This window comes from Acidobacteriota bacterium (assembly GCA_029861955.1).
Lineage (GTDB): Bacteria > Acidobacteriota > Polarisedimenticolia > Polarisedimenticolales > Polarisedimenticolaceae > JAOTYK01.
This window is the reverse complement of record JAOTYK010000040.1, coordinates 1-25,518: the sequence shown is the minus strand read 5'-3', so window position 1 is coordinate 25,518 and position 25,518 is coordinate 1. Positions and strand designations below refer to the sequence as shown.

Here is a 25,518-nt window from a genome sequence, read left to right as displayed (position 1 = left end):
CGATTACTAGCGATTCCACCTTCATGCAGTCGAGTTGCAGACTGCAATCCGAACTGAGGACGGCTTTTTGGGATTGGCTCCACCTCGCGGTCTCGCAGCCCTTTGTACCGTCCATTGTAGCACGTGTGTAGCCCTGGACATAAAGGCCATGATGACTTGACGTCATCCCCACCTTCCTCCGGTTTATCACCGGCAGTCTCCCTAGAGTTCCCGACATTACTCGCTGGCAACTAAGGATAGGGGTTGCGCTCGTTGCGGGACTTAACCCAACATCTCACGACACGAGCTGACGACAGCCATGCAGCACCTTCACGACAGCCCCGAAGGGAAGCTCCATCTCTGGAGCGGTCCATCGCAATTTAAACCCAGGTAAGGTTCTTCGCGTTGCGTCGAATTAAACCACATGCTCCACCGCTTGTGCGGGCCCCCGTCAATTCCTTTGAGTTTCAGCCTTGCGACCGTACTCCCCAGGCGGAACACTTAATGCGTTAGCTTCGGCACTGCAGGGGTCGATACCCGCAACACCAAGTGTTCATCGTTTACAGCGTGGACTACCAGGGTATCTAATCCTGTTTGCTCCCCACGCTTTCGCGCCTCAGCGTCAGTACCCGTCCAGGTGGCCGCCTTCGCCACTGGTGTTCCTCCCAATATCTACGCATTTCACCGCTACACTGGGAATTCCGCCACCCTCTCCGGGACTCAAGCTGTGCAGTATCAGAGGCAGTTCCTCGGTTGAGCCGAGGGATTTCACCTTTGACTTGCACAGCAGCCTACGCGCCCTTTACGCCCAATAATTCCGAACAACGCTTGCCCCCTCCGTATTACCGCGGCTGCTGGCACGGAGTTAGCCGGGGCTTCCTTCAGAGGTACCGTCAACCGACCGGCTTATTCATCCGACCGGGATTCGTCCCTCTTGACAGGAGTTTACGACCCGAAGGCCTTCGTCCTCCACGCGGCGTCGCTGCGTCAGGGTTTCCCCCATTGCGCAAGATTCCTCACTGCTGCCTCCCGTAGGAGTCTGGACCGTGTCTCAGTTCCAGTGTGGCCGATCACCCTCTCAGGCCGGCTACCCATCGTAGTCTTGGTGAGCTTTTACCTCACCAACAAACTAATGGGGCGCGGGCTCCTCCGATGGCGATAGCTTATAAATAGAGGCTACCTTTGAACTCAAGGCCCGAAGGCCTCGAGGTGTTATGCGGTATTAGCTCTCCTTTCGAAGAGTTATCCCCCACCTTCGGGCAGATTACCCACGTGTTACTCACCCGTCTGCCACTGTACTCATCCCCCGAAGGGAACTTTCTCGTTCGACTTGCATGTGTTAGGCACGCCGCCAGCGTTCATTCTGAGCCAGGATCAAACTCTCCAGTTAAGTGTGGAATCCGACGAGCGAACTCGCCGGTTCACAAACAAAGAAAGAGTCTGATTGCTGGTTCGTCCTACGCGTGAACGCAGGACATCACTAGCGAATCGCGATCCAATCGATCAACGATTGAACCGACTTTCAATCAAAATCATTCACGACAGCTTCTCGCAAAGCTGACACGTTCTATTCAGTTTTCAAAGAACATCACACCGGCAGACAGGCATACAAACAATGCCTGGTCCTAAGGGAAAAGCGGTTGAACTGCTTCGACCCTGCCCGTGCAGCCAAGGGATGATAGCAAACCCTACAGGGGGCGCAAGAGCCGGGGAAAAAAAGTTTTCGGGGTTTTCTGGATATCGGCTAGATCCATAAACCCTGCTATTTCAACAAGTTACAAGAATGTCCCCAGAACGCGGAACAGAACCCGGCCCCCGGCGGCTCCCGCCGATTCAGGGTCCGTCTCCGCTTATGGGAATTGCCTGCTCTCGGATCTCCTGCGCTTCGGCTGCAAACCCTTCTTTTTCAAGGGTTTCCGCCAGGGACTGTCGGAATGGAGCGGATCCCGGCCGTCGCTCGACCGCCAACCGTAAATAAGGAAGAGCCTCGGCCCCCTCGCCCTTTCGAGCCATCAGCCAGCCCAGATTGTGGTTGGCGTCGGCATGATCGGGCTCCAACTCCAGGGCCCGACGATAGGAAGCCCGCGCCCTCTCGCCCTCGCCGAGCCGTTCGTAGACCACACCCAGATTGTTGTGGGCCTGGGTGTAGCGCGGTCGAAGCTTGATCGCCTGCAGGTAATCCGACTCCGCATCGGCAAAGGCTTCACGGGACTGACGGAGTAGCGCCAGGTCGTAATAGGCTTCGGCAAAATCAGCTCGCAGACGGACGGCCGCCAGCAGAGACCCTTCCGCTTCACCGTCACGACCCAGACGGAGAAGCAACAGCCCGCGGTTGTAATGCGCCTCGGCATCCGATGGCCCCAGTTGGATCGCTCGATCGACCAGGCGTAACGCCTCCTCGGTCTTTCCGGCCCAACCCATCACCTTGGCCAGGTTGCGGAGCGCCGCGCCATGAGCGTCGTCGTCGATTCGACCGGTGACCGAGCGGCTCACGTCGTCGATCGTGTCGTCACCCCAGTCTGCGTGGAGGCTCAGCAGCCCGGCGTCGACCATCTCTTCGACGATCGCCAACGCCAGACGTCGGTGCCCTTCGATCGTCGGGTGGACGTGGTCGAAGAATAGATCGGCCCCCGGGATTCCGTCGGTGGCCAGGGACTCCAGCAGTCGGTCGAAGTCGATACGCAACACGTCGCCGTCGGTCGCGATCTGCCGTACGAGTTGGGTCACCTCGTCGGGAGCACGGAGCGGACAGACATCTTCGTTGATCGCGTTCCTGAAGGCTCGACGGGCGTCGTCGTGACGACCGAGCGCGGTGAGGATGTGCCCTCGCACGAAGTGCAATTGTGCAAAACGCGGATCCACGATTAGCGCCCGGTCCGCCGCCGCCAGTGCCGCCGACGGGTCGCCCCCCTGCCGCGCCCGGACCAGCTCTTCCATCGCGAGACGCCAGCGTGTTGCGTCGTCTTCGTTAAACCCGGTGCGATGGTCGCTCTTGAAGGGAGAACAATCCCTCAGATTGGAAGCCGGAGTGATCAGGATCGGTGTCGCGTCGGCCTCCCCCGCGATCTTCATCAGCCGCTCGAGGTTGAAACGGAAATGATCCAGCACCTGAGCCCGGAACCCATCGTCTCGTCGGTAGTCCTGGGGCCCAATCGAATTCTCGAGACGGGTTCGAACCTCGTCCGGCAGAAGGCCGTCGGAGGATGTGGGTGTCGATTCCCCGTGGTCGGGCCCCCGCCCCATGACTCGGGCAATCGAGGAGAAGGTCCGTGTCTTGTAGAGCGTGCTGGCGGTGGCACGGAGGATCGGCGACACCTCGGTGATCTCCCGGTAGGTCCGCGCTTCCAGGAACTCGTTCTGCCCGGTATAGATCAGGAAGATATCGGGCTCGTAGGACGCCAGCTCCTCGGCGACTCTCGCGACACGGTAACTGGCGTAGCTGACGCCGCCTGCGTTGATGACCTCCCACCCGGTTGCGGGGTCGGCAATTGGCAGGAACTCTTTCAACCACCCACAGAAGGATGTCTCGCTGGAGTACGGTCGTCCGTAGGTAGTGGAGCCACCCAGGCAGAAGATCCGAACGGTCCCGGAAGGCTTGGACTCCGCGAACTGCTGGATGTTGAAGAGGGATCGCTTGTTGGCGGCGGTCACCCTGACGCCGTTGCCGTCGTCGTCGGTCGCGCGGACGAACAGAGGCACGTTACCGGCGAACCCAACGAAAGGATCGCCCTCGACACCTGCGGCCGGAACACCGAGAGCCCAGAGTGAGAGTTCGATTGCGCCGAGAAGCCCGGTGACGATCGCAACGCTGAACAAGATCTTCTTCCAGAGCGGAAGTCTTGGCCGATCCGCCACGGGTCAGGCCCCGGGCACGCGTATCGCGGTTTCCGCGACCCCTTCCCGGTTCTTCTTGGGGTTTCGGATGTAGGCCCGCAGCCGGTAGTCGCCCGGCGGCAACTCGACCCAACCACCGAAGATGATCGGCTCGATCTCGGTGCTCTCCCACAGTTCCAGCGGATAGGAATGTTGGATCAGATGATAGGAGTCCCGAAGTTCGCGCCCATCGGCCGTCGATAGCCGCACATGCATACTGAATGTCGACGCCACCTGGTCCTTGATCGGCTCGTATCCGATGTCTCGCGGTTCGGCCAGGATGTGGAATGGCACGAACAGGCCCTCGCGTCCCTCCCCTTCGAGCGGAGTCGCGTCACCGATGATGATGGCGCTGTTGACGCGATCGTCACCGACCGACGACCCGGGCTCGGCATAGGCTCCGCGACGGTGGGCGATCTTCACCTTGCCTCGGGTGCTCGAGACCTTGGCCTTGCCGAGTTTCGCCGGCGAGACGTATTGATCCAGGTAGTAGCCAAGCATATAGGCGCCTCGCTCGAGATCCATGGCGCGGGAGAGACCCTCGTAGACATCCAGAGTCTTGACCAGCACACCTCCGGTGCTGCTGGCGACTTCCTCGATGTCGGCCTGAGCCGCCGCGTGGGCCCCCGCGACCGGTCGTTCGCCGGTCGGTTGGAACGCCGCCGCCGACCGCGCGCTCTGGGCCACGTTGGGGACGGGGTTGCGATCGATGAAGTGGATCGCCACGCCACTGGAGATGGCCTCGTTGATCAGGCGATCCAGATCGGGCCGGACGCCATCGCCCAACAGCACACCCATCAGCCACTGCACCATGTCGGTCGAGTTGCCATAGACCGCCCGGGCGGCCCCGATGATGTCGCTTTCAGGTTCCACGGCAAAGCCGTGGCTGAGCGCCAGAATGGTCTTCCGTCCCTCGACACCGCTGAGATACTGGACCGCGCCGTCGAGAGCCTTCACGAAACCGTCGGCCCGCGGTCGAACCATATCGCTGTAGGCGACGGCCGTATCCTTGATGCAGATCTCATCAAATTCCGCCACAAATGAACTCTCGCCTGTTTGACAGAGCGTCATCTGCTCGACGAGGTTCAGGATCCGGCGGGTCAGGTCGAGATAGCGTCCCGTCGATCGAGAGTAGGCCTTCTCGATGGCCGCCAGGATGGTGGGACCGTGGTTGGTGAACGGTGCCTCCAGACGCAACTCGCCGTCGTAGGAGATGACGGCGAACCGATCGGTGGGCTGCAGCGTCTCTTCCACGAACTTCAACGCCTGGGCCAGCGCATCGGGTCGCCCCAGCTTCCAGTCGTTCTCCATATCGGCGAAGACCACGAAGTAACGGGACTTGCCGGCGGTCGCCTCCTGGGATTCCGCTTCGGGCTGCCAGCTACCGGGCGCATCGACCCTGAGACGAGTCTTCGGTAGCGGACGATTGTCGGCGACCGGGGCCAGGGGCTCGAGGAACGCAATCTTCTTCTCGGTACCGCGAAGCTTGACCTTCAGCTCCTGAGCGGTCAGGTCGGTGACGGGGTTCCCTTGCCGATCACGGGCCGTGATGGGAAGTTGCACGAGTCGGACTTCGAGCTCTTCGGCGACGTCGCTCGTGGCAGGTTGTTCGTCCGATTGGGCACCGATCGACGGAGCGATCAGTAGCGCGGCGATGAGGAGATGGGGAACGCGGGAAGACCGAAGTTTTTGCAACATCATGCTGAATCTTACCACTCGGTATAGGGCTCGCACAGGACGCCCGAAAAGAAGAAGGGCCGCCGGACTTCCGTCCGGCGGCCCTCTATACAAGGCTACTCTGTCAGATCGATCGGCTTACCAGTTGAGGCCGATCGTTGCCAGATAGGAGCGCGGACGCTGGAAGTCGCGTTCGTTGTCCGCGTTCCCGAAGTTACCGCCGGGCGCGAACGAGACGAGCCCGGAAATCGGATCGGGTGTCGCGCTGCCAGCGAGGTTAAACCGCTCGAGAGCGTCCTCGTTGGTGATGTTTTGGACCGAAAGCTTGATCCAGGCATCGAGTTTCCGCCACAGCTGCACCTGATAACGCGCGCTGACGTCGGCGGACCAACTGCTGTTGAAGCGCTCTTGTCCGCGACCCCCGAAGAACTGCGTCATGGTCCCGCCATCGTTGACGTTGCCCGGATCTGCGCCCGGTTTCGCCACGCCGGAGACGGAAAGGCTGTAGGCACGGCCGGAACCGGCCTGGACGATTCCGCCCAGAACGAGGTTGCCGCTGCGTCCGAAGTCCATGCGGTAGTTGCCGTAGACGTTCAACCGGTGCCGCTGGTCCTCGTCGAGGTAGCCCACCGGCGCGACATCCGAATCGCTACGGGTGTTGGAGTAGTCACCCAGCGCCGAACCGGAACCCGGTGTGTTCTGTCCCTCACCCTCGTAGTTACCCGTCGTCTCGGACAGCGTGTAGTTACCACCGACGTTCCAGTTGTTGCTGGGACGGTAGTCGAAGGTGGCCGTGAAGCCCTGGTAGGTACGGAACGCGTCGGAGCTGTTGTCCCACAGCGTGGCGTCAACGTCAAAGCTGGCCGGCGGTATGTTCATGTCGAACGGATCGCTAACCGTGACATTCGCGAGACCGGTGTCGAACGTGCCGATGAAGTCATCGACCAAGCCGTCGAACTGCCTGTGGGTGTACGTGAAGACGACGGAACCGGTGTTCCGCGGCAACGCACGCTTGAGGCTGAAGTTGAGGTCCGTCGCCGAGGGCGACTCCAGACCGTCGGCCAGGAAGTTGGTGGGCTGGTCCGCGTCGCCGAAGTCGACGGTCGTGTTCCAGCAGCTTCCGTTGGGCTCCAAGGCACAGGTCGGGTGCGTGTCCCGGAGAACCTGCTCGACCACGGTTCGATCGACCATCAGGAAGTCCGGACCGGTGTACTGGTTCGTGATGCCCGGGGCGTCGCCGATGCTGGTGACGGCCTGGACCCAGTTGTCGTTGATACGACCGGTGTACTCGCCCCACGCCATCTGGACCTGCCAGTCGTCGGAGAGGTTACGCGTAACAGCCAGTCGCGGCGACACGGTGTTGTAGTCGAGGTTCAGCGCATCCAGCGGTCCGTCGCCCTTGTAGTCGTCGGAACGGAGACCGATGTCGACACGCCAGTTCTCGTTGATCTGCCAGCTGTCCTGCACGTAAAGCGCAAGGTTCTCGATCGTCTGATCGCCACCGAGGCTAAGAGCACGCAGACGCTGGTTGTTCTGGGTGGAGTCGATGTTAAACAGCACGTCGCTCGAAGCAACCGTTCCGCCGCCACCGGTGGTGACGTTGCAGGGCTGCATGTTGCCGCCGTCGTAGCAGAAGTTGAGGTCACGGGAGATGAAGTTGAAGCCCGTGGTGGACTGACGGTTCTCGCCGCTGGTCGTGCTGTCCACGGACTGGATTCCGTACTCCAAGGTGTGAGAACCGAGGCCGCTGAAGACCTGGGTCAGGTTGGCCGAGATCGTCTCGTTGTCGCGACCGGTGCGGTCCGCGAAGTCCCACCAGTGGTTGTTGTAGATGTCGAACGTGTTCCAATCGATGAACGGGCTGCCACCGTTGGGATCACCACCGGATTGGATGGCGGCGTTCTTTTCGGTCGCACGAACGTCGACGAACAGGTTGGGCGTCAGGATGCCCTGGTAGGAGATCGTGGTCATGTCCCGCGGATCGGCGCGGTTTCCGATGGCCAGATCTTCCGCAGCCGGCAACGCGGCTCGACCGGAAGAGGATCCGTCGAACTCGAGGTAGCTGTAGTCGATCGTGTGGTTCGGATTGACGGCACCGGTCAGGCGGATCTGATAGCGCTCCTCGCTGGCGACCGTGGTGAAGTTGCCACCGGTGACGGTGGTCGACTGGGTGTTGTTGGTCACGGGGATGCGACGACCGCCCGCAAAGAACCAGAGATGATCGCGGATGATGCGACCGCCGACGGTGGCCCAGTAGGTCTCGTTCAGGGTGCTGCTCTGCGACTCGCCCGAGAACGGCGTGAGGCTGTTCCAGTCCTCACGAGAATACGAAGCTCGGAAGCTTGCGTTGTACTCGTTGGAGCCACCCTTGGTGACGGCGTTCAGGACGCCACCGGTGAAGCGGCCATACTTGGCGCTGACACCGGAGGTCATGACCTGAAGATCCTTCAGGCTGTCCTCGAAATAGACCGTGGTTCCGCCACCGAACAGCGGATCCGAGATTTCCGCACCGTCGAGCAGGACGATGGTGTCCATCGACGGCGCGCCGGCGATCGCGAGATCGAAGTTGTTGCGATTTTGCGAAACCGTCGGGCCGAACGAGACGTTGGGCGCCAACTGGGCGACGTTCTCGAGGCCACGACTGGTCAGCGGCAGGGTTTCGACCTGGTCGCCGTAGTCGAAAGTCTCACCCTGGGTCGTGGTCTGGAGCTTCGAGAGGTTGCCGCGAACGACCACTTCCTCGACCATCTCACTACCCGGGGTCAGGGCGATATCCAGCGGGAACGTGGTACCCACACTCAGCCGGAAGGAATACTGGGCCGGACGCTGGCCAGGGGCGGCCACCGAGACGGCGTAGGAGCCTGACGGCAGGAGCGCTGCGGTGTAACGGCCATCGTCGTCCGTTTCCACAACACGCTCACCCTGCAGCGCAGGCGAGATAAAGGTCAGCTTCGCGCCGGCAACCGGATCTCCACTCTCGTCGGTCACGACGCCGCTTACGCGGGAAGTCGTCCCCTGGGCAAAGATCATGCCCGTGGCGAGAAGAAGAACGGCTACCGAAACGAGCGCCTTGCTGAAGCGATCGGTGCGGTTACTCATCTGGAACATTCCTCCTGAAATCATCACCCTTGAATCGGCTCTAGGGGGACGCATAATTGACGAATCACCTTAATGCAAGAACTGGACCCGACGGGTACATTCAAAAAGTCCAATAAAAAGCCCGATCCTCACCCATGAGACCGCCTGAGAGGCTCCAATCGATTGGAGCGCTCCAATTTATTGGATCGCTGGGTTCAGGAGCCGTCGAGACTCTTTTCCAGCGCGCCGATCAGCTCCTGCTCCTGGAGGGTCTGATCGGGACCGGCCAACTCGACATACCGCTTCAGGGACTCGACGGCGCCGGGACGATCTCCGGCGTTCAGTCTCAGGTAGCCGGTAAGCCGATGGACCAGAGCATGGTCCGGCCTGGCGTCGACCACCTGCTGGACATAGGTCCTGGCATTGTCGTAGTCCTGATCGTTGTAGTAGGCGACGGCGATGTTGTAGAGGATGTCGGCCTTCGTGCGATCGTCGACGGTCAGGCTCTCGAGCATCGCCAGCGCCTCGTCGTTTCGTTCGGAGGATGCGTAGAGACGCGCCAGCCGCCCGTTGGCGTCGACGTTGGACGGGTCGTCTTCGATGACCGCCTTGAGCGCAGGTTCCAGCTCTTCGTCTCGACCGGCGGAATCCAGGGCGACGACCAGATTCAATCGAACCGAGGCATCGTCCGGCGAACGACGGGCTTCCTCGGTCAAGAGATCGGCGGCCTCCCCGAACAGTTCTTTGGCGCCGTCTTCATCTTCGTCCATCGACTGGGCGCGCTGAAGGATCGCGCTTCCGAGCAGGCCGTGGACCTGATGAAGCTCGGGATCCGCCTCCAGGGCCGCACGAAGATCCGATTCGGCCCCGTCATATTCCCCGAGTTGCCAGCGTGCCGCGCCCCGAAGATAGAGCGCCTGCTCCAGGCCGGGCTCCTCCGCCAGAACGCCGTCCGTCTCCCTGACGACCCCCTTCATATCCCCTTCCTCGTAGAGTTTGACGGCCTTCTTGATCGGGCCGGCGACCTCCTGCAACCGCAGGTCCTTGGCCAGACGCTCACGAACGCCCCCCGCTGCAATCACGAGATCCATATGTCCGTGCCCGTTGACGCCGAGTTGGAACGCCGGCAAGCCCGTCGTCGGATGACCATTGGCCTCGAAGTCTCCCGACTTCATGCCGTCCGCACGACGATGGACGTAGTGCATCGATTTCAAGAACTGGGAATCGTCTACCGTGGAGATCTTCCAGCGACCCGACTGTAGGAACGCGATCGAGAACGCCCCCTTCTTGTTGACCTTGACGTTCATGGGCTGCGCGGAGCCACGGTCCTCCGGCTCCAGCATCAGCTTGAAGCCGCCGACGGGGTTGCCATCCACGTCCACGACCTTGCCGGTCAACTTGCCGGGGCTCAATTGCGCGAGCGCAAGCGATCCACCCAGGAACGACAACAAGACGAAACCGAAAACGAGAGCGGGGGTACGAGATCTCAACATGGCAAAACTCCTCATGACAGCACAGGGACAGGGGTCGCTCGGAGGGTCATGGAGATGACGGAAGTCGAAACGGTTGTCGACCCTCGTACGACCGCAGAATGCCCTGGAGTCGTGCTACAAGGATAGCATCGCCACGCCGTTCGGCATCCTCCACCAGCCTTCGTTGCCAGCGGACCGCCTCCTCGTATCGACCCGCCTCCGCCAGCGCCATCCCGATGGTCTCGGCCGTATCGAGGGTCCCCAGCGCGCGGTGGGCGACCTCCGCCAGCTCGACGGCACGTACTCCGTCACGGGTCTCGGGATCGTCGCACGCGGCCAGAAGACGAGCGAGGGTGTGGGTCCACTGCGGCTCCCCGGGTATCCGCTCCAACCCCTCGTCGAGAGTCGTGGCCGCGTCGCTGCAGCGGCCCGCAAGCACCAGCGCCGTCGCCCGTGCAAGACGCCCCGCCACGTGCAGCGGCTGCCGTTCCAGGAGCGATCCGTAGTCGGTGGCCGCCTCGTCGTAGCGACCCAGACGACCCAGCGCGTTGGCTCGATTGAACAGGGAATCCGTCAGCGAGGGGTCCAACGAGAGGGCACGCCGGTAGTGAGCCACCGCCTCGCCGTCGCGCCCGCGGTCGCTCTCGGCCAGCCCCAGGTTGTGTTCGACGATCGCCCGCTCGCCATCATCGGCAACGACGGACAAGGCCTGCTCCAGCACTCGTATGGCCTCCGCCGGGCGGCCCACGGTCGTGAGCGCAATCCCCAGGGCGATCCGACTCGCGGCGTGATCGGGGTTGGACTGCACGGCGATATTCAGCTCCGCGATCGCCTCGTGGTCTCGACCCAACTGCCCGAGGAGCCGGGGGCGCGCCAGCACCGCGGCGGTGTTCTGCGGGTCGATGCGCAGCACCGTGTCGATGGCGATCAGCGCCTCATCCGGCCGCGACATCGACTCGAGCAACAGGCCCAGATTGAGTTGGGCCTCCTTGAACTGCGGGTCGATCCGAACCACCGCCTCGTAGTGTCCCAGTGCGACCTGTGGTCGGCCGGCCCGGGTTTCCAGCCAACCGAGGTTGTAGAGCACCATCGGGTTCTCGGGCTCCAGGCCGAGGGCGACGTGGTATTCGCCGATGGCCTCCGGAACACGATCCAGTTTTGCCAGCGCGGAGGCGAGGCTCTTGCGGGCCTCGGGGTCTTCGGGATCGGCCTCCACCGCCTTCCGGTAATCCCGCTCCGCGTCTTCGAATCGCCCTTCCAGAAACGCGCTACTGCCCTGACGGAGGAAACCGGTCGAGTTATGGGCGAACCGGCCCAGGTCTTTCAGGAGCGGGTCATCGAAGCCAACGGCGCCAACCCCCCGCATCGCGAGATGCCGGTCCGCCTCGTCCGCGCTTCCCAGTTTGCGAAGGGCCTGGGATAGCGGGTAGTGGATCATCGTCGCATCCGGCGCGACCTCGAGGGCCTTGCGGAAGTAATCCACCGCCGCAGCGGGCTCCTGGCGAGCGACGGCGACCCGACCCAACCCGTACTGGGCCGCTGCGTTTCGTGGGTCGCGGGACTCGACCTCGCGATACGCGACGAGCGATCGATCGAGATCCCCCTGGTTGAAGCGAACGTCTCCCAGACGCAGCAGCGACGGGCGGTCATCAGGGACACGGACGAGGACCTGCTCGAAGAGATCCGCCGCCTGCTTCAGCTCGCCACGATCGGCTCGCAGGACCCCCGCGTAGTAAGACCAACGGGCATCCGTGCCGTCGAGGGTTCTTGCGTTCGCGAAACAGGCCAGCGCCTCGTCGGCCAACGCGTAGACGTGGTAGATCATGCCCATCGTTCCGAACCTGGACGCCAGCGCCTCGTCGGCGGCCGGGTCCTCTGCCAGGTGACGATCCAGCTCGCTCCGCGCGTCCTCCAGCTGCTGTCGCACCGCGTCATCGCGGTTGGCAAGGTTGGGTACGGGGACCGGCTGGAGCCCGGACGCCCCTTCCTCCGGCGGCACATCACATCCCACGATCAGCAGGAGTAAGCACACGACGGCGACCCGTAACGTCATGGTTCGACGACGGAATCCCCCTCGCCCGAGCGGAGGGTCGTATAGGTCCGAACCGAGAGCCCTGTCCATTCCTCAACCGTACCATCCCGCCAGTAAACTCGAACGGCCTGATCGGCCTCGACCTCGGCTAGACCGAACAGAACCCTGGGATCCCCGGAAGAGGCGTAGCTGCCGCCGGCGCTGACCCAGCGTGTGCGCGCACGGCCGGCGCCCGAGAGAAGAACGACCCGAGCGTCGTAGGCGTCCCTACCGTGGCGATCGATCACACGAAAGCCGACCCAGCTCTGCCGCTGCCCCACGCGGTTTTCCAGTAGGTGGACGGGTCCGTTGTTGTTCATCACAAGCAGGTCCACGTCGCCATCGTTGTCGACATCGCCGGCGGCCACGCCCCGGCCGACCTCTTTGAGCGACGGAAGCTCGGCTGCCGTGCGGTCGACGAATTGCCCGTCGCCTTGATTGCGGAACAGTTGATCGGTCTGCCTGAGCGGAAAGGGATCGCCGCGTCGCACGAGCGACAAAATCAACCGAACCGCGCCGTTGGCGACGAAGATGTCGGCCCAGCCGTCGTTGTCGTAGTCGAGACTGGACGTACCGAAACCGGTAAAGTTCCAGCTTGGTTCGCCGAGTCCGCTGCCGATACTGGAGTCGTCGAAATTGCCGTCGCCATCGTTGCGATAGAGGGTGTTGGTCTCGCCCATCAGGTGGGTCAGGAAGATATCGACACCGCCGCGCTCGTCGAAGTCTTCCGCAAGGACCCCCATGCTGGCCTCGGGCTGACCGTCGACGTTGACCGCGGCACCTGCAATCAGCGCCCGCTCGTGATACACGCCATCCCCACGATTGACCCACAGCCGGTTTTCGTTCCAGTCGTTCGCCACGTAGATATCGAGATCCCCGTCCCCCTCCACATCCAGGGCGATGGCGCCTAACGTGTTGCCGGCGGCCCCACGCAGTCCGGCCCGCTCGGTCACATCCTCGAACGATCCGTCCTGCCGATTGCGAAACAGGCGGTTGGACTCGGCTCGATAGGCCAGAGGGCTGCAGTAATCGACAAATCCCTGCTCCGGGAGACAGCGCTTGTGATTGCTATAGCGGAAGTCGACGTAGTTTCCGACGAACAGATCGAGAAACCCGTCGGCGTCAAAGTCGAGGAAGACGGCGGGAACGCTCCAGCGCACGTCGTCCGTTCCGCTTCGCTCGGTCACGTCAACAAACGTGCCATCGCCGACGTTACGCAGCAGGCTGTTGGAACCGAATCGCGTGACGTAGAGATCAACCCAGCCGTCGTTGTCGTAGTCCCCGGCGGCGACACCCATGCCGTACCCGCTCGCGGACAGTCCGGCCATCTTGGTCACATCGGTGAATCGCAACTGAGTCGAGCCGTCGGCACGGGAATGAAGGTCGTTGCGGAACAACCGGTCCGAGGGGCCGCTCCCGACGTCGGCATTAGGCGTCAGAGGTCCCCCCTGAACCAGGTAGACGTCGAGGTCGCCATCGTTGTCGTAGTCCACAAGCGCGCCGCCGGCACCGATAACTTCGATGATGTAGAACTCTCCGCTCATCCCGTTCTCATGCTGGAAGATCAGCCCGGTCTCCTCGGCCCGTTCGACGAACGCCGGTGATTCGGCGCTCGAATCGAGATCCGGCGACCCGCAACCAGCCCACAAAAGTGCGGGGATGATGAGGAGCGGCCACCTCATCGTGATGCCGTCACGACGGTCCCCTCGCCGCGCCGAACCACGACGTAGCGGTCGTACTCGTCGACCGGCCACTCTTCGGTCTGGCCGCCGGTCCACTGGACACGAATCCGTGACGGAACCGTCTGGTCGCCCAACCCGAACAGGACTCTCGGGTCGCTGGAAGAGAGGTAACTACCCGCGACGCGAACGCGATGCCAGACCCATGAACCGTCCGAGCGCTGGATTCCCACACGAGCCCCGAGGGCATCGCGGGCCGGGTCGCCCTCAACCGCACGAACACCCAACCAGTGAGCCGCCGAGCCGACCTGATTCAGCAACAGGCGTGTCGGGCCGTGGTTGTTGATCCACAGGATGTCGGCGTCGCCGTCGTTGTCGACATCACCCACCGCCAACCCACGGGTGACCTCCGACCGCAGGAAGACCTCGCCACCGATCGCGGTCACCTCCTCGAATCGCCCCTCGCCGAGGTTCCGAAACAGTTGATTCGTCTGGTGCAGCGGAAACGGATCCCCCCGTGCGAGGTGCGCGTCGATCGTCTTGATCTCGCCGTTGGCCACCGCGATGTCCAGTTGCCCGTCGTTGTCGTAATCCAGCGAGATCATCCCGAAACCGGTGAACTCCCAACTCGGCGTCCCCAACCCGCTGGCGATCGTCCCGTCGTCGAACAGACCCGTTCCTCCGTTCAGATAGAGCGTGTTGGTCTCCTGGCTCATGTGGGTCAGGAAGATGTCCTCGTCGCCGTCGCCATCCAGATCGGCGACCTCGACGCCCATGCTGCCCTCCGGTTCGCCGTTCCCGTTCAGGGCGCAGCCCGCGATGAGGGCCTGCTCCTGGAATCGACCGTCACCGAGATTCCGCCAGAGGAAGTTTTCTCCGGTGTCATTGGCGACGAACAACCCGTGCCTGCCGTCCAGATCAAAGTCGGTGATCACGACACCCAATGCATTTCCCCGGCTTTCTGCCAGGCCTGCCCTTCGAGTCACATCTTCAAATGTGCCGTCACCCGTGTTCCTGAAGAGGCGATCCGGAAGCGGGTTGTACGCCAACGGACCGCAGTAGTCCGAACGCCCCGACGGCGAGAAGCACCGCTTGTGCGTGGCAACCCTGAAGTCCAGGTAGTTTCCGACGTAGAGATCGAGGCGGCGATCGCCGTCGAAATCAAAGAACGCCGCCGGCATACTCATGCGAAGGTCCGCGACTCCCGCCGCCTCGGTCCGATCGGAAAACGTCCCGTCGCCGTTGTTCCGCAACAGCTGATTCGTCCCTAGTTGCGTCAGATAGAGATCGATCCAGCCGTCCCCGTCGTAGTCCCCGGTGGCCACCCCGAACGTGTAACCGGTCGGCGGAGTCAGGCCGGCCTCGACGCTCACGTCGGTGAACCCGAACGACCGCGATCCGTCGGGACTCACGACGAGATCGTTGCGAAAGAGACGATCGGTCCCACTCGAACCGCTTGAAGTACCGGGGTTCAAGGGCCGGCCCTGGGGAAGGTAGATATCCAGATCGCCGTCGTTGTCAAAGTCCAGAAACGCGCCGCCGGGCCCCATCATCTCGGCGATGTACTTCTCCCCCGACATCCCATTATCGTGAGTGAAATCGAGACCGACGTCTACGGAGACATCGACGAACAGAGCCGCCGGCTCCGCGGGGGTCTCTACCGGCCCACAGCTTGAGAGTGTGAGCAGTAGGCAGCAGACGATTCCGAGGCTCTTGGTGTCAGGGCGCGTCATCGGGCTTGCCGCCCACCTTGAAGGTTACAAGAATCGGGTCGTCGAGTTCCGGAGCCTCCAGCAGGAGATCGAACTGGCGCCCCTTGACCCCATCGGCAGGTCGCGGAAAGTAGATGAAATCGACGGCGTACGTGAACCGTGACAGATGCAGGGTCTTCTCGTGAGGATTGTCAAAACTGCGGGTCAGCGTGCTCCTGACCGGGGTGTACGAGAGGAACGCGCCTGCAATCGATGTCCTCAGGTTGGACAGCCGCCGGTCGACATCGACGTTTCCGTAACCGTTCGACAGCTCTTCGAAACCGACCGTCGGATAACGCGTTCCCGTGGAGTCGATCAGGGTGAAAGACTCCGCCGTAAGCGTTAACGCCTTCAGGCCCTTGTTGGCCACGGCGATCTCGACGGGAACGTAATCACGGCCCTCACGCAGACGCATCACCTTGGTGTCAACGACAAACGCGAGAAGCGAACCCTCTTGTTTGAACGCCGTTAGCGTGAACTTGGCATCAGGTCCGCCCGCGGGGCCCGCAAGAGGGCGCCGAGCACACGACGCGCTAACGAGAAGGGTCAGGGTGACGAGTGAAACGGCGATCGAGGCGCGGGTTAATCTCATGGTGCAACATGTTACACTCATCCTAAAGGTGGTGCGAAGCGATGAAGATGGGTTTCTGCGCGTTTGCATTGGTTCTTGGGCTGACGTTTGGCGCGTTGAATGCGGACGAGACCGTCGACGAGGTCGTGCGGGTCCGTGCTCTGGAGATTGACCTACTTGCCACCGATCCGGAATCTTCGCCCGTCGCCGATTTCAGCCCAACCGACCTCGAGATTCGACTGAAGGGTGAGCCCGTCCTGTTCCGTCTCACGAGCGCATCGGACGCAGCCCCCGCAGAGACCTCCAATTCCGACCTACGCCTGACGATTCAGATCGGCTCCGAGGAACGGGTCGCAACGTCGTCAACCGTCCCCCCACGCCGGTACCTCTTTTTTATCGACCTCAGTGCCGACCACCGCGGGAAGCCGGGCGCCGCCGCCGAACCGCTTGTCGAGTTCGTCCGCGAAACCCTTCGCCCGTTCGACCTCGGCGCCGTCGCGGTCTACAACGGCAACCTGTCGTTCGAGACCGGCTTCGCGTCGGGAGCCGCAGAGATCGAGAGTGCGATCCGACGGGCCTACTCTCGCTCGAAGACACCGGGACTCGCAACGCCGCAGCGAATCCGGTCGTTGATGAACAGCCTTGAACGCTGCGATGTCCAACTGGCACCGGGCCAGGAGTTGACCGAGGAACAGGCACGCATGGAACGCGCCTCGACCTTCGGCTCCATGTTCGTCGATTCGCGTTGCGCCAGGAACATCGCCTCGTTCTTCGTCGAGCAAGGCATCAACCGCGCGGAATCGTATTACGGAGCACTGGGGACCGCGATCGAGGTCGCCGGCGGCGTCGAGGGCATGACCATGATCGCCCTGAGCGGCGGCGTCAGTCTCGCGCCGGACAGCGAGTTCGCGGAGGTCGCCAAGTCCATCATGGGACTGTCCCAGCTCAACGAAATCCGCTCGAGCCTCCAGGGAGGCGATCGTGCGCGTGACGCCATGCTTCGCGCGACGAGGCTTGCCGAGCGAGAGAGAGTTCGAATCTATGCCGTCGATTCTCTCCGCCAGACTGGCGGCGTGCAGGGGGTTCGTCAGGCCTCGCTGTCGATGGATAACGCATCGCCATTCGAATTGGCATCCCAGCTACCCAGGGGTCCCCTCACCGAACTCGCCGAGACCACGGTCGGCGGATTCGTCCGAAACGAGGATCTCCTGGCGGGTCTACGCCAGATCCATGAACTCGATCGCGGGCGCTATCAGGTCCTCGCCTACGTCCCCGAAGAGTTCGACGACGTCGATGTTTCCGATCTCAAATTGACGACGCAACGGGACGGTGTCCGTCTCGCCTACAACCGCGTTCCTCAGGGGCGTTCGACGGACGAAGAAATCACGACGCAGTTGATTCTTGGTGAACCCCGCGCGCTGGAGACTTCGACGCAAGACCCGCTAAACATCTACCTACCGTTCACCGTCGGCGCGCTCCCGAGAGACCTGGACTACGAATTGATCTCAGCCGGTCGGTCCGCAAACCTCACGCTCTACGTCCGCGTCGACACCGCCGAAGGCTCCCATCTGGTCAGCAGCTATCACTCGTTTCGACACACGGTGCCGCAAGAGAAGTGGGATCAACACAAGGAAGCCTTGCTCGGTATCCGTGGCTGGCTCGAGGCCCCGCCCGGCGAATACCACGTCTCCGCAATCCTGAGAAACTCGAGTTCCGGCCGCAAGGGCGTCAGCATCCGCTCCATCCGACTGCGGCCCGAGAGTTCACTCCCCGACGGCTAAACCGAGCAATCGCCTGAAACGTGGATCGTTCGGTTCCAGCTCGACAGCCCATCTCAGGTGTCGCAGCCCCTCGGCCGTATCTCCCTCACGGATCAGGAGTTTTCCCAGGCCGGCGTGGGACGCTGCATGCCGGTCGTCCGCGGACAATGCGGCACGAAAGTAGTTCTTCGCGCGTTTCGGAGAGTGGACCGCCGCCAGATCCCCGAGCCTTCGAGTCATCTCGACACGGTCAATGGCTTTCGGAATCCCCTCTTGTGAGATCGGACGAGAAAGGGGGATCGTGATCGTCGCGTCGTCCGAGAAACCCGAGGCCCACGACGTCTCCATCGCCTCGATCAGAGACTCCGGTTTCATCGACTCGCGTAACTTTTCCAGGAGACCTCCGCGCGCACCCTCCGCCACCGACAGAGTCAGCAGATAACGCACGAACGCCCAACTCTGCGCGTGGAATCGTGGTTTGAGCACCGCATCTCGGTAGGCCAGTGACCGCGGAGTCGTCTCGAGCACCGCGCGTGGCGAGAGCAGAAGACCACGCTTGAGGGTCTCGACATGCTGGGTCGCAACTCGACCGACCTCCCCCTCGTACGCCGTCGTCTTCGTCGTTTCAAAGAGCTCGGCCATCCCCTCGCTGAACCAGAGAGGTGCGTCCCGCGCGACCTGCCGGATCACGTAGTGCAAGTACTCGTGATAGGCGAGGGAGACGACGTCGGCACCGGCAACTGCGTGGATCGCGATAAAATCCGTCTCGCCGTCACTGAAGTAGACGCCTCCCGACCGATCGATCTCTCCCCCATCGGGTAGTACCCGCCGGGAGGACCGCAAGCTGCGAAAGACGTAGACCGACAGCGGGCGACGGGGCGTCTCGACGACCAGCCCGAAGTAACTCTCCAGCAGGTCCCGGAGTCGCTCCAATTCCGTCGCAACGGCCCTCACCTGCTCGGCGTCGGCATTGCTGAACAGATGAAAGTGGGTCGTTCGGAGTTCGCTCCAACCCTCACCTGTCTTCCCGACGGCCACGGGCCAGACAAGCCCTATCAGGCAGAGAAGCACGATCGATGCGGATTGGAATGAACGCATTGGACGGTCATTGTACCTGTCGATTCGGGCCGGTGATAAACTGGCGATGCGTCATGACTTCGATGCGAACCATTCTCTTTCTGTTGATCGTGATGGTCGTTTCCCAATCGGGAGCGAGTGCCGCAACGATAACGTGCGCTGATTCACCGGACCAGAGCTACGAACAGTACCTCCCGCCCGACTACACACCGGATCGTCGCTGGCCTGTCCTCTACCTGCTGGATCCACGCGGACGGGGTGAATTCGCGCTCGACATCTACCGGTCCGCAGCCGCGACCTATGGCTACGTCATCGCAAGTTCCAACAACAGCCAGAGCGATGGACCGTCGGGCCCCACCTACGAGTCCGTTCAGGCCATGCTCGACGATACGTTTCTGCGGCTCTCCGTCGATCCGCGCAGGGTCTACCTGGGTGGGATGTCAGGGACGGCTCGCGTTGCCTGTGATATCGCGGATCGCGCGAATGGCGACATTACCGGAGTCGTCCTCGTGGGCGCTGCGTGCGCCGATGCGGTTAAGCTCGAATCGAACTCAATCTTTGACGTCGTGGCGATCGTCGGAAGGAGAGACTTCAACTACATTGAGGTCGAGAAGTTCGCGGATGAGGCGCTGGAGCGCGGCGCGGCCCATCGACTCCTCGTCCATGACGGTAGCCATGGGTGGCACGACGAGGCGATCGCCTCCGAGGTCGTTGCCGCTCTCGAACTACAAGCCATGTCGCGAGGACTGATCGCCACAGACCCCGAGTTCGTCTCCCACCGGTTGGCGACGGCTCGCGACGAGCCCGCCGGCGAAACAACGCTGGACTCCTGGAAGGCACTCTCGAGAATTGTCCGCAATTTCATGTCGCTCGGGCAAGACGCCGCGCTGGACGAGATCCGAACGGAGATTCGATCGCTGGCTTCGTCGGGCCGCTTCCGCAAGGACCGACGGACATGCCGGAAGCGACAAGAAGCGGAACTCCGTGAAATCACTCACATCCAGAACACGCTCGCGCGCTTGCGACCGGCGACCGCTGCGAGGCCAACGGCGACGGAATTCGGGAGACGGCTCAGAATCAGCTCCTTGCTCCGGACGGCCGACCGGACGCCGCCGACGGACGCCTCGTTGCAGGCCGAACGTTATCTTGCAACGATCCGTGCGATGACCTCGTTCTACTACCCTCGGGAACTGGAGGCGGCCGGAGACCCACACGGCGTGCGACTCTGCGAGGCCATCACGGCGTTGTTGGATGCGGCGCCGTCGGAGTCCGAATGAAGCGTGGAATCCTGCTACCGCTGCTGCTCCTTCTCTGGGGTTGCCCTCCTCAGGGTGAGCGTTCGGTCACCCTGGTCTTCGAAGATGTCGCCGCCGAAGCCGGCATTCGCTTTGCCCACCGGAACGGCGCAACCGGCGACTTCAATTACCCCGAACTGATGAGCGGTGGCGTCTCGTTCGCGGATATCGACGGCGATGGTTTTCTCGATGTCTACACTGTCCAGGGCGGTGAACTGCCCGACGATCGATCTTCCAGCGGCGATGCAAACCGTCTATTCCGCAATAACGGCGTAGGCGGTTTCGAGGATGTCACCGAGCGATCGGGCACAGGCGACACGCGTTACGGAACCGGCGTCGTCGCCGCCGACTATGACAACGATGGCGACATCGATCTCTACGTCACCAATCTCGGTCGTAACACGCTGTTCAGCAACGACGGCGACGGCAGGTTTGCAGATGCGACGGAACACGCCGGTGTCGGTGACGTCGGCTACTCCACGGCGGCGACGTTCGTCGACTACGATCAGGACGGGTTTCTCGATCTGTACGTGGCCAATTACATCGATTGGGCGCCCCCGATCGAACGACCTTGCTTTGCTCCGAACGGGCTTCGAGACTACTGCAGTCCGGGCGTCTATGACCGTCCGGCACGAGACACCCTGTATCGCAACGAGGGCGATGGGACGTTTCGAAACGTGACGATCGAAGCCGGAATTCAAGACCGAAGAGGTGCCGGTCTCGGTGTGATTGCGACCGACCTGACCGGAGACGGCCTGGACGACATCTTCGTGGCCAACGACCAGATGCCCAATACGCTGTGGGTCGGTCATCCCGATCGGTCGTTCTCGGAGCAGGCGCTTTCACGCGGTTGCGCTCTGAACGAGTCCGGTCGATCCGAGGCCAGCATGGGCATCGCGATCGGAGATGTGGACGGGGACGACGATTGGGACCTGTTCTTGACCCACCTGGACGGAGAAACGAATACCTACTACCGAAACGACGCCGGGTTCTTTCAGGACGTGACCGACCAGTACGTGCTGGGTGGAATTAGCCGGGAATTCACGGGGTTCGGGACCGGTTTCGCCGACTTCGACTGCGATGGCATTCTCGATCTTGTCATCGCCAACGGTTCGGTTCGACTGGGCGACTCCATGCTGGCCGGCGATTACGGCGAACCGAACCAGCTCTTTCGCGGAACCGACGTGCGTCGCTACGACGACGTCTCCCATGTTCTGGGGTCACCGGAGCTGCGGGAGGTCTCGCGTGGTGCCGCCCTCGGCGATTACGACAATGACGGCGACATCGATATTCTCATCGGAAACAACGAGGGCCCCGTCCGTCTCTACCGGAACGATAGTTGCCGCGACGCACATTGGCTGGGAGTCCGGTTGGTCGATGGCGGTCCCGGGACTCATGGCATCGGCGCAATCGTCACGCTGACGACCGACGCTCGTCGTATGCGACGACTGATCCAACCGGCCTACAGCTATGGCGCCAGTCATGACCCGCGAGCTCACTTCGGCCTCGGCGACGACCCGGGCCCCTATGAAGTCGAGATTGCCTGGCCCGGTGGCCGCGTAACAACCCACGTTATCGAATCCGTGGACCGCTACATTCACCTTTCGCCGACGTCCGGAACGCCTCTGTGACTTCAGTCCGGCCCATCGCGCTCTTACTGCTGCTGGCCCTCCATCTGGCCTGCTCGAATCCGGATTCCGCTGGACAAGACCCTCGTGCCGATCCACCCCTACCGGAGGGGTTGGAGCCGGCCGTGAGAGCCGCCCTCGAGGCCGCTCGTGGTGGGGATGCCGGTGATCTCGCCCGCCTGTACCACGCAAACAAGTTGTTCGCCCACGCACGCCGCTCGTACGAGAAGGCAAGCGAGAGCGATCCGGACGAGGGCGAGTGGCCTTATCTTCTTGGTGCGATGGAACTGAATCGTGGTCACCCACGGGAAGCAGCGGTCGCACTGGAGACCGCGACACGACGGTCTCCGGATTATCTTCCCGCATGGATCCGCCTCGGTCGCGCGCACCTCGATATCGGCAACATCGATGCGGCGAGACGGGCGTTCGAGGAAGCGACCCGTCTCGCGCCTGGTTCCCCGTGGCCGCTGCTCGGTCTCGGGCGGGTGGCGCGAACCGAGGACAACCCGGCGAGAGCGATCGAACATCTGCAGCGGGCGATTCAAATCGAGCCGCAGCTGCGAACGGCCCACTACCTCCTGGCGCAGATCTATCGTGAGGTCGGAGACACGGAGCGCTCGACACGGTCTCTCTCGGCGTTTCGTGATTCGGGTGCAGACCCGGAGCTGCAGGACCCGTGGCTACGCGCCGTGGAACAACGGGAACTGGGTGACCAGAGCATCCTGAAGGAGGCCGCAGCGGCCCTGGTGGCAGGAGACCTCAGCGGTGCCGAACGACGTTACGTCGATGTCCTGACACGACATCCGGAGGACTACGGCGCCCTCCTCAATCTCGGAATCGTCTACTTCGCCCAACGACGCCTGGACGCGGCAGAACGTCAGTTCCGGCGGACCATCGATTTGCGGGCCGACGACCCTCACGGCCACCACGCCCTGGCCCGCTGCCTGTTGGCAACGTCGCGGGTGGACGAGGCGCGGACCCATCTCAGGGAGGTCGTTCGGCTGGATCCGGGAAACCGGGAGGCCGCGGACCTCCTCTCACAGATCGGCTCCTCGACCCCCTGAGGGGTTTCGGCGAGCGCTCGAGAGCTGCGTTAATATGACGGTGCACGCAGACTCCATCCGTTGAGGGGAATTCGTTGTGGTCGATGTTTTTTTGAACCGTTCATTTCGCCGGAGAGCGTTGACGGCCATCGTGATGACCCTCGCCATGCTTCCCGGCGGGCCGCTGCTCGCCCAGGAAGAACCCGCCCAGGAAGCGGCCGTCCCGGAGGCGGCCGACCTCTCGGAAGGCAACCGTCTCGTGCGGGAAGCCAAGTACGAGGAGGCCGAGGCCCTACTGGCGGAGTTACAGAACGATTTCCCGACCGATGTCGATCTTCTGCTCATGCGTGGCGAGCTGCTACTCCAACTTCAGCGGGCCGAAGACGCCCGCGACGTTCTCAGCGCCGCCGTCGAGCTCGATGCGGAACGAGAACGGATCCAGTTCCAACTCGGTAGCGCGTTGGTTCGGCTCAACCAGACCGACGAGGCTCTCGAACGGTTCGGTGCGGAGCTGGAGAACACCGAAGACTCGGCGATTCTCCGGCTGAGCCGGCTAAATCGATCGATGCTCTTCGAGCAGAAGAAACAGTGGAAAGACGCCGCCGCCGAACTCGAGGCCCTGCTGGTGGGTGACGAGGTCGAGAAGGAGATCTTCGCCGATCTCGTGTCGCTCTACCTGCGGGACAAGGCGTTGGATCAGGCGGTCGACGCACTCGAACGCGGCAAGTCGGCCGGGTTCGAATCGTCACTTCATTACTATAGTGCGGGTGCCCATCTCTTCCGGGCGGATCGACTTGAGGAGGCGCTGCAGCTCTTCGAACAGGCGCTATCCATCGACTCCGACATGGCGCGGGCCGAGCGGAGCCTCGCCGCGGTCCTCAACAAGCTAAAGCGGACCGACGAAGCGCTGGTCCATCTGCGCCGATATCTGGAGTTGGACCCGACGGCGAAGGACGCCGAGAAGGTCCGGGAACAGATTCGGGTCCTGACGGTGGAGACCGCCGGCGCTCCTTGAAGCGCCAAGGGATTTCCGCTAATCTACCGATCTGGTTTGCCTAGGTGGGCCGGAAGGCCTGCCTTTTTTATTGGTATTTGCGTTTTTCGGCCTTTCAAGGGGTGACAAGCGGCGTATGGGATTGTCTCATCAGGATCGGCTCGATGGCCTCAGCTCCCTTGCGAGGGAAGCGGTGGTCGAGTTGGGTCTGGAGTTCGTCGAACTCCTCCTGCAGGGCTCGTCCCGACATCGGACGCTGATCGTCATCATCGACCGTGCCGGCATTCAGGGAGTGACCCACGACGACTGCAAGAGGGTGACACAGTCGGTTGGGGAACGGCTCGACGAGTCGCCGTTGCTTCCCGACGCGTACAACCTCGAGGTCTCGTCTCCCGGAATCGACCGTCCAATCAGAACGGAAGACGACATTCGTAGAAACATCGGTCGCGAAATCATGGTGACGACGACCGAACCGATCGAGGGTGCGACGGAATTCCGTGGTCTCCTCGTAGGGGGTGACCGGACCCTCTTGCGTATCGAACGACCGACGTCCGGCGGTGCCCTCGAAATCCCAATCTCGGCGATCGATTCGGCACGGCAACACGTCGGCATCTAGCTCCAGTTGAGGCATCGACAGTTATGAGCAGCGAACTGTTCCAGCAGATCGAATTGATCGGTCGGGAAAAAGGTCTCGATACCGAGGTCGTCATCCAGGCCCTCGAGGAGGCTTACGCGGCTGCAACCCGTAAGTACTACTCGAGCAAACAGGACTTCGGCGCGCGCTTCGATCGTGACTCCGGCAAGTTTGAGGTGTTCTCTAAACACACCGTGGTGGAAGAGGACGATCTGGCCGATCCCAACACGGAAATCGTCCTGGACGAGGCCAAGAAGCTTCACCCGGACGCCGAACTGGGGATCATCCTCGAGACGCCGTTCGACTACCCCGAAGCCCCGTTGACCCGAATCGCCGCTCAGGCGGCCAAGCAGGTCATCTATCAAAAGGTCAAGGAAGCCGAGCGGGAGCTGGTCTACGAGGAGTATGCCGACCGTGTCGGAGAGTTGATGACCGGCGTCGTCAAGCGATTCGATCGCGGCGACATGATCCTCGACCTCGGAAGAACCGAGGGCATCGTCAATCGGCGGGAGCAGTCCCGCGCTGAGCATTACAACCCCGGCGATCGCGTTCGAACCGTCCTGACGGAAGTCGAGCGGCTGGGTAAGGGTCCGCAGCTGGTCATGTCCCGTGGCAGCGGTCTTCTGGTGACGAAACTGTTCGAGATGGAAGTTCCCGAGATCTACGACGGCACCGTCATGATCGTCAACGTGGCCCGTGATGCCGGCGAACGCAGCAAGGTCGCGGTGGCGTCCAAGGACCGAGACGTTGACCCGGTTGGCGCATGCGTCGGCATGAAGGGTTCGCGGGTTCAGGCGGTTATCCGTGAACTCCGTGGCGAGAAGATCGACATCGTCCAGTTCGACGAAGACGACGCGCTTTACGTGCGCAACGCCCTCAACCCGGCGCAGATCAATCGTGTCGTTGTTCGAGACTACGAAACCCGCGAGATGGAAG

16 protein-coding genes and 1 rRNA gene are annotated in these 25,518 nt (G+C 62.3%); 7 read left to right on the top strand and 10 right to left on the bottom strand.

Going from position 1 to position 25,518, the window contains the following annotated elements:
- The 9 genes from OES25_15205 to OES25_15165 form a co-directional block, all read right to left on the bottom strand.
- Positions 1 to 1,369: ribosomal RNA gene (locus tag OES25_15205) — 16S ribosomal RNA — on the bottom strand; the annotation flags it as partial.
- A gap of 443 nt (positions 1,370 to 1,812) precedes the next feature.
- Entirely contained in the window at positions 1,813 to 3,834 is a 2,022-nt protein-coding gene (locus tag OES25_15200; protein MDH3628992.1) for a tetratricopeptide repeat protein, read from the bottom strand.
- 3 nt (positions 3,835 to 3,837) lie between these two features.
- Complete coding sequence (locus OES25_15195) at positions 3,838 to 5,550, bottom strand: VWA domain-containing protein (protein ID MDH3628991.1); 1,713 nt, start codon at positions 5,548 to 5,550, stop codon at positions 3,838 to 3,840.
- Positions 5,551 to 5,667: 117 nt separating this feature from the next.
- The gene (locus OES25_15190) at positions 5,668 to 8,628 is read right to left on the bottom strand and encodes a TonB-dependent receptor (GenBank protein ID MDH3628990.1); all 2,961 of its coding nucleotides are present in this window, start codon (positions 8,626 to 8,628) and stop codon (positions 5,668 to 5,670) included.
- A gap of 194 nt (positions 8,629 to 8,822) precedes the next feature.
- Positions 8,823 to 10,100 carry a tetratricopeptide repeat protein gene (locus OES25_15185; GenBank protein ID MDH3628989.1) on the bottom strand — a complete coding sequence of 426 codons (1,278 nt, stop codon included), beginning with the start codon at positions 10,098 to 10,100 and terminating at the stop codon, positions 8,823 to 8,825.
- 46 nt (positions 10,101 to 10,146) lie between these two features.
- Complete coding sequence (locus OES25_15180) at positions 10,147 to 12,132, bottom strand: tetratricopeptide repeat protein (GenBank protein MDH3628988.1); 1,986 nt, start codon at positions 12,130 to 12,132, stop codon at positions 10,147 to 10,149.
- Entirely contained in the window at positions 12,129 to 13,832 is a 1,704-nt protein-coding gene (locus OES25_15175) for a CRTAC1 family protein (GenBank protein MDH3628987.1), read from the bottom strand. Before OES25_15175 ends, OES25_15180 begins: the two co-directional genes overlap by 4 nt.
- Entirely contained in the window at positions 13,829 to 15,562 is a 1,734-nt protein-coding gene (locus OES25_15170) for a CRTAC1 family protein (protein MDH3628986.1), read from the bottom strand. Before OES25_15170 ends, OES25_15175 begins: the two co-directional genes overlap by 4 nt.
- A complete protein-coding gene (locus OES25_15165; protein ID MDH3628985.1) occupies positions 15,549 to 16,172 on the bottom strand; it encodes a hypothetical protein in 624 nt (207 codons plus the stop codon). Before OES25_15165 ends, OES25_15170 begins: the two co-directional genes overlap by 14 nt.
- Before the next feature lie 41 nt (positions 16,173 to 16,213).
- Between OES25_15165 and OES25_15160 the strand changes: the two genes are divergently transcribed.
- A complete protein-coding gene (locus tag OES25_15160; GenBank protein ID MDH3628984.1) occupies positions 16,214 to 17,932 on the top strand; it encodes a hypothetical protein in 1,719 nt (572 codons plus the stop codon).
- Here the strand turns inward: OES25_15160 and OES25_15155 are convergent.
- The gene (locus tag OES25_15155) at positions 17,915 to 19,009 is read right to left on the bottom strand and encodes a DUF1570 domain-containing protein (GenBank protein ID MDH3628983.1); all 1,095 of its coding nucleotides are present in this window, start codon (positions 19,007 to 19,009) and stop codon (positions 17,915 to 17,917) included. The two genes, OES25_15160 and OES25_15155, sit on opposite strands and share 18 nt — an antisense overlap.
- Before the next feature lie 53 nt (positions 19,010 to 19,062).
- On the opposite strand from OES25_15155, the gene OES25_15150 reads away from it, so the two are divergent.
- From OES25_15150 to nusA, 6 genes are all read left to right on the top strand, one after another.
- On the top strand, positions 19,063 to 20,265 hold the full coding sequence (locus OES25_15150) for a hypothetical protein (protein MDH3628982.1): 1,203 nt from the start codon (positions 19,063 to 19,065) through the stop codon (positions 20,263 to 20,265).
- Positions 20,262 to 21,914, top strand: coding sequence for a CRTAC1 family protein (locus OES25_15145; protein MDH3628981.1), 1,653 nt, complete (start codon positions 20,262 to 20,264; stop codon positions 21,912 to 21,914). The genes OES25_15150 and OES25_15145 overlap by 4 nt, the downstream gene beginning before the upstream one ends.
- The gene (locus OES25_15140) at positions 21,911 to 22,975 is read left to right on the top strand and encodes a tetratricopeptide repeat protein (protein ID MDH3628980.1); all 1,065 of its coding nucleotides are present in this window, start codon (positions 21,911 to 21,913) and stop codon (positions 22,973 to 22,975) included. Before OES25_15145 ends, OES25_15140 begins: the two co-directional genes overlap by 4 nt.
- Before the next feature lie 118 nt (positions 22,976 to 23,093).
- Positions 23,094 to 23,969 (top strand): tetratricopeptide repeat protein, encoded by an 876-nt coding sequence (locus OES25_15135; protein ID MDH3628979.1) that lies wholly within the window; start codon positions 23,094 to 23,096, stop codon positions 23,967 to 23,969.
- A gap of 115 nt (positions 23,970 to 24,084) precedes the next feature.
- Positions 24,085 to 24,564, top strand: a complete 480-nt coding sequence (locus OES25_15130) for a ribosome maturation factor RimP (protein MDH3628978.1) — start codon at positions 24,085 to 24,087, stop codon at positions 24,562 to 24,564.
- A 23-nt stretch (positions 24,565 to 24,587) separates the two neighbouring features.
- Positions 24,588 to 25,518: transcription termination factor NusA (gene nusA, locus OES25_15125; GenBank protein ID MDH3628977.1), on the top strand; the 931-nt coding region annotated here is incomplete at its 3' end.

Coding starts and splice junctions, on each gene's coding strand:
- OES25_15195 (MDH3628991.1), bottom strand. CDS start 5,550: ATGTTGCAAAAACTTCGGTCTTCCCGCGTTCCCCATCTCCTCATCGCC.
- OES25_15190 (MDH3628990.1), bottom strand. CDS start 8,628: ATGAGTAACCGCACCGATCGCTTCAGCAAGGCGCTCGTTTCGGTAGCC.
- OES25_15185 (MDH3628989.1), bottom strand. CDS start 10,100: ATGTTGAGATCTCGTACCCCCGCTCTCGTTTTCGGTTTCGTCTTGTTG.
- OES25_15180 (MDH3628988.1), bottom strand. CDS start 12,132: ATGACGTTACGGGTCGCCGTCGTGTGCTTACTCCTGCTGATCGTGGGA.
- OES25_15175 (MDH3628987.1), bottom strand. CDS start 13,832: ATGAGGTGGCCGCTCCTCATCATCCCCGCACTTTTGTGGGCTGGTTGC.
- OES25_15170 (MDH3628986.1), bottom strand. CDS start 15,562: ATGACGCGCCCTGACACCAAGAGCCTCGGAATCGTCTGCTGCCTACTG.
- OES25_15165 (MDH3628985.1), bottom strand. CDS start 16,172: ATGAGATTAACCCGCGCCTCGATCGCCGTTTCACTCGTCACCCTGACC.
- OES25_15160 (MDH3628984.1), top strand. CDS start 16,214: ATGAAGATGGGTTTCTGCGCGTTTGCATTGGTTCTTGGGCTGACGTTT.
- OES25_15155 (MDH3628983.1), bottom strand. CDS start 19,009: ATGCGTTCATTCCAATCCGCATCGATCGTGCTTCTCTGCCTGATAGGG.
- OES25_15150 (MDH3628982.1), top strand. CDS start 19,063: ATGACTTCGATGCGAACCATTCTCTTTCTGTTGATCGTGATGGTCGTT.
- OES25_15145 (MDH3628981.1), top strand. CDS start 20,262: ATGAAGCGTGGAATCCTGCTACCGCTGCTGCTCCTTCTCTGGGGTTGC.
- OES25_15130 (MDH3628978.1), top strand. CDS start 24,085: ATGGGATTGTCTCATCAGGATCGGCTCGATGGCCTCAGCTCCCTTGCG.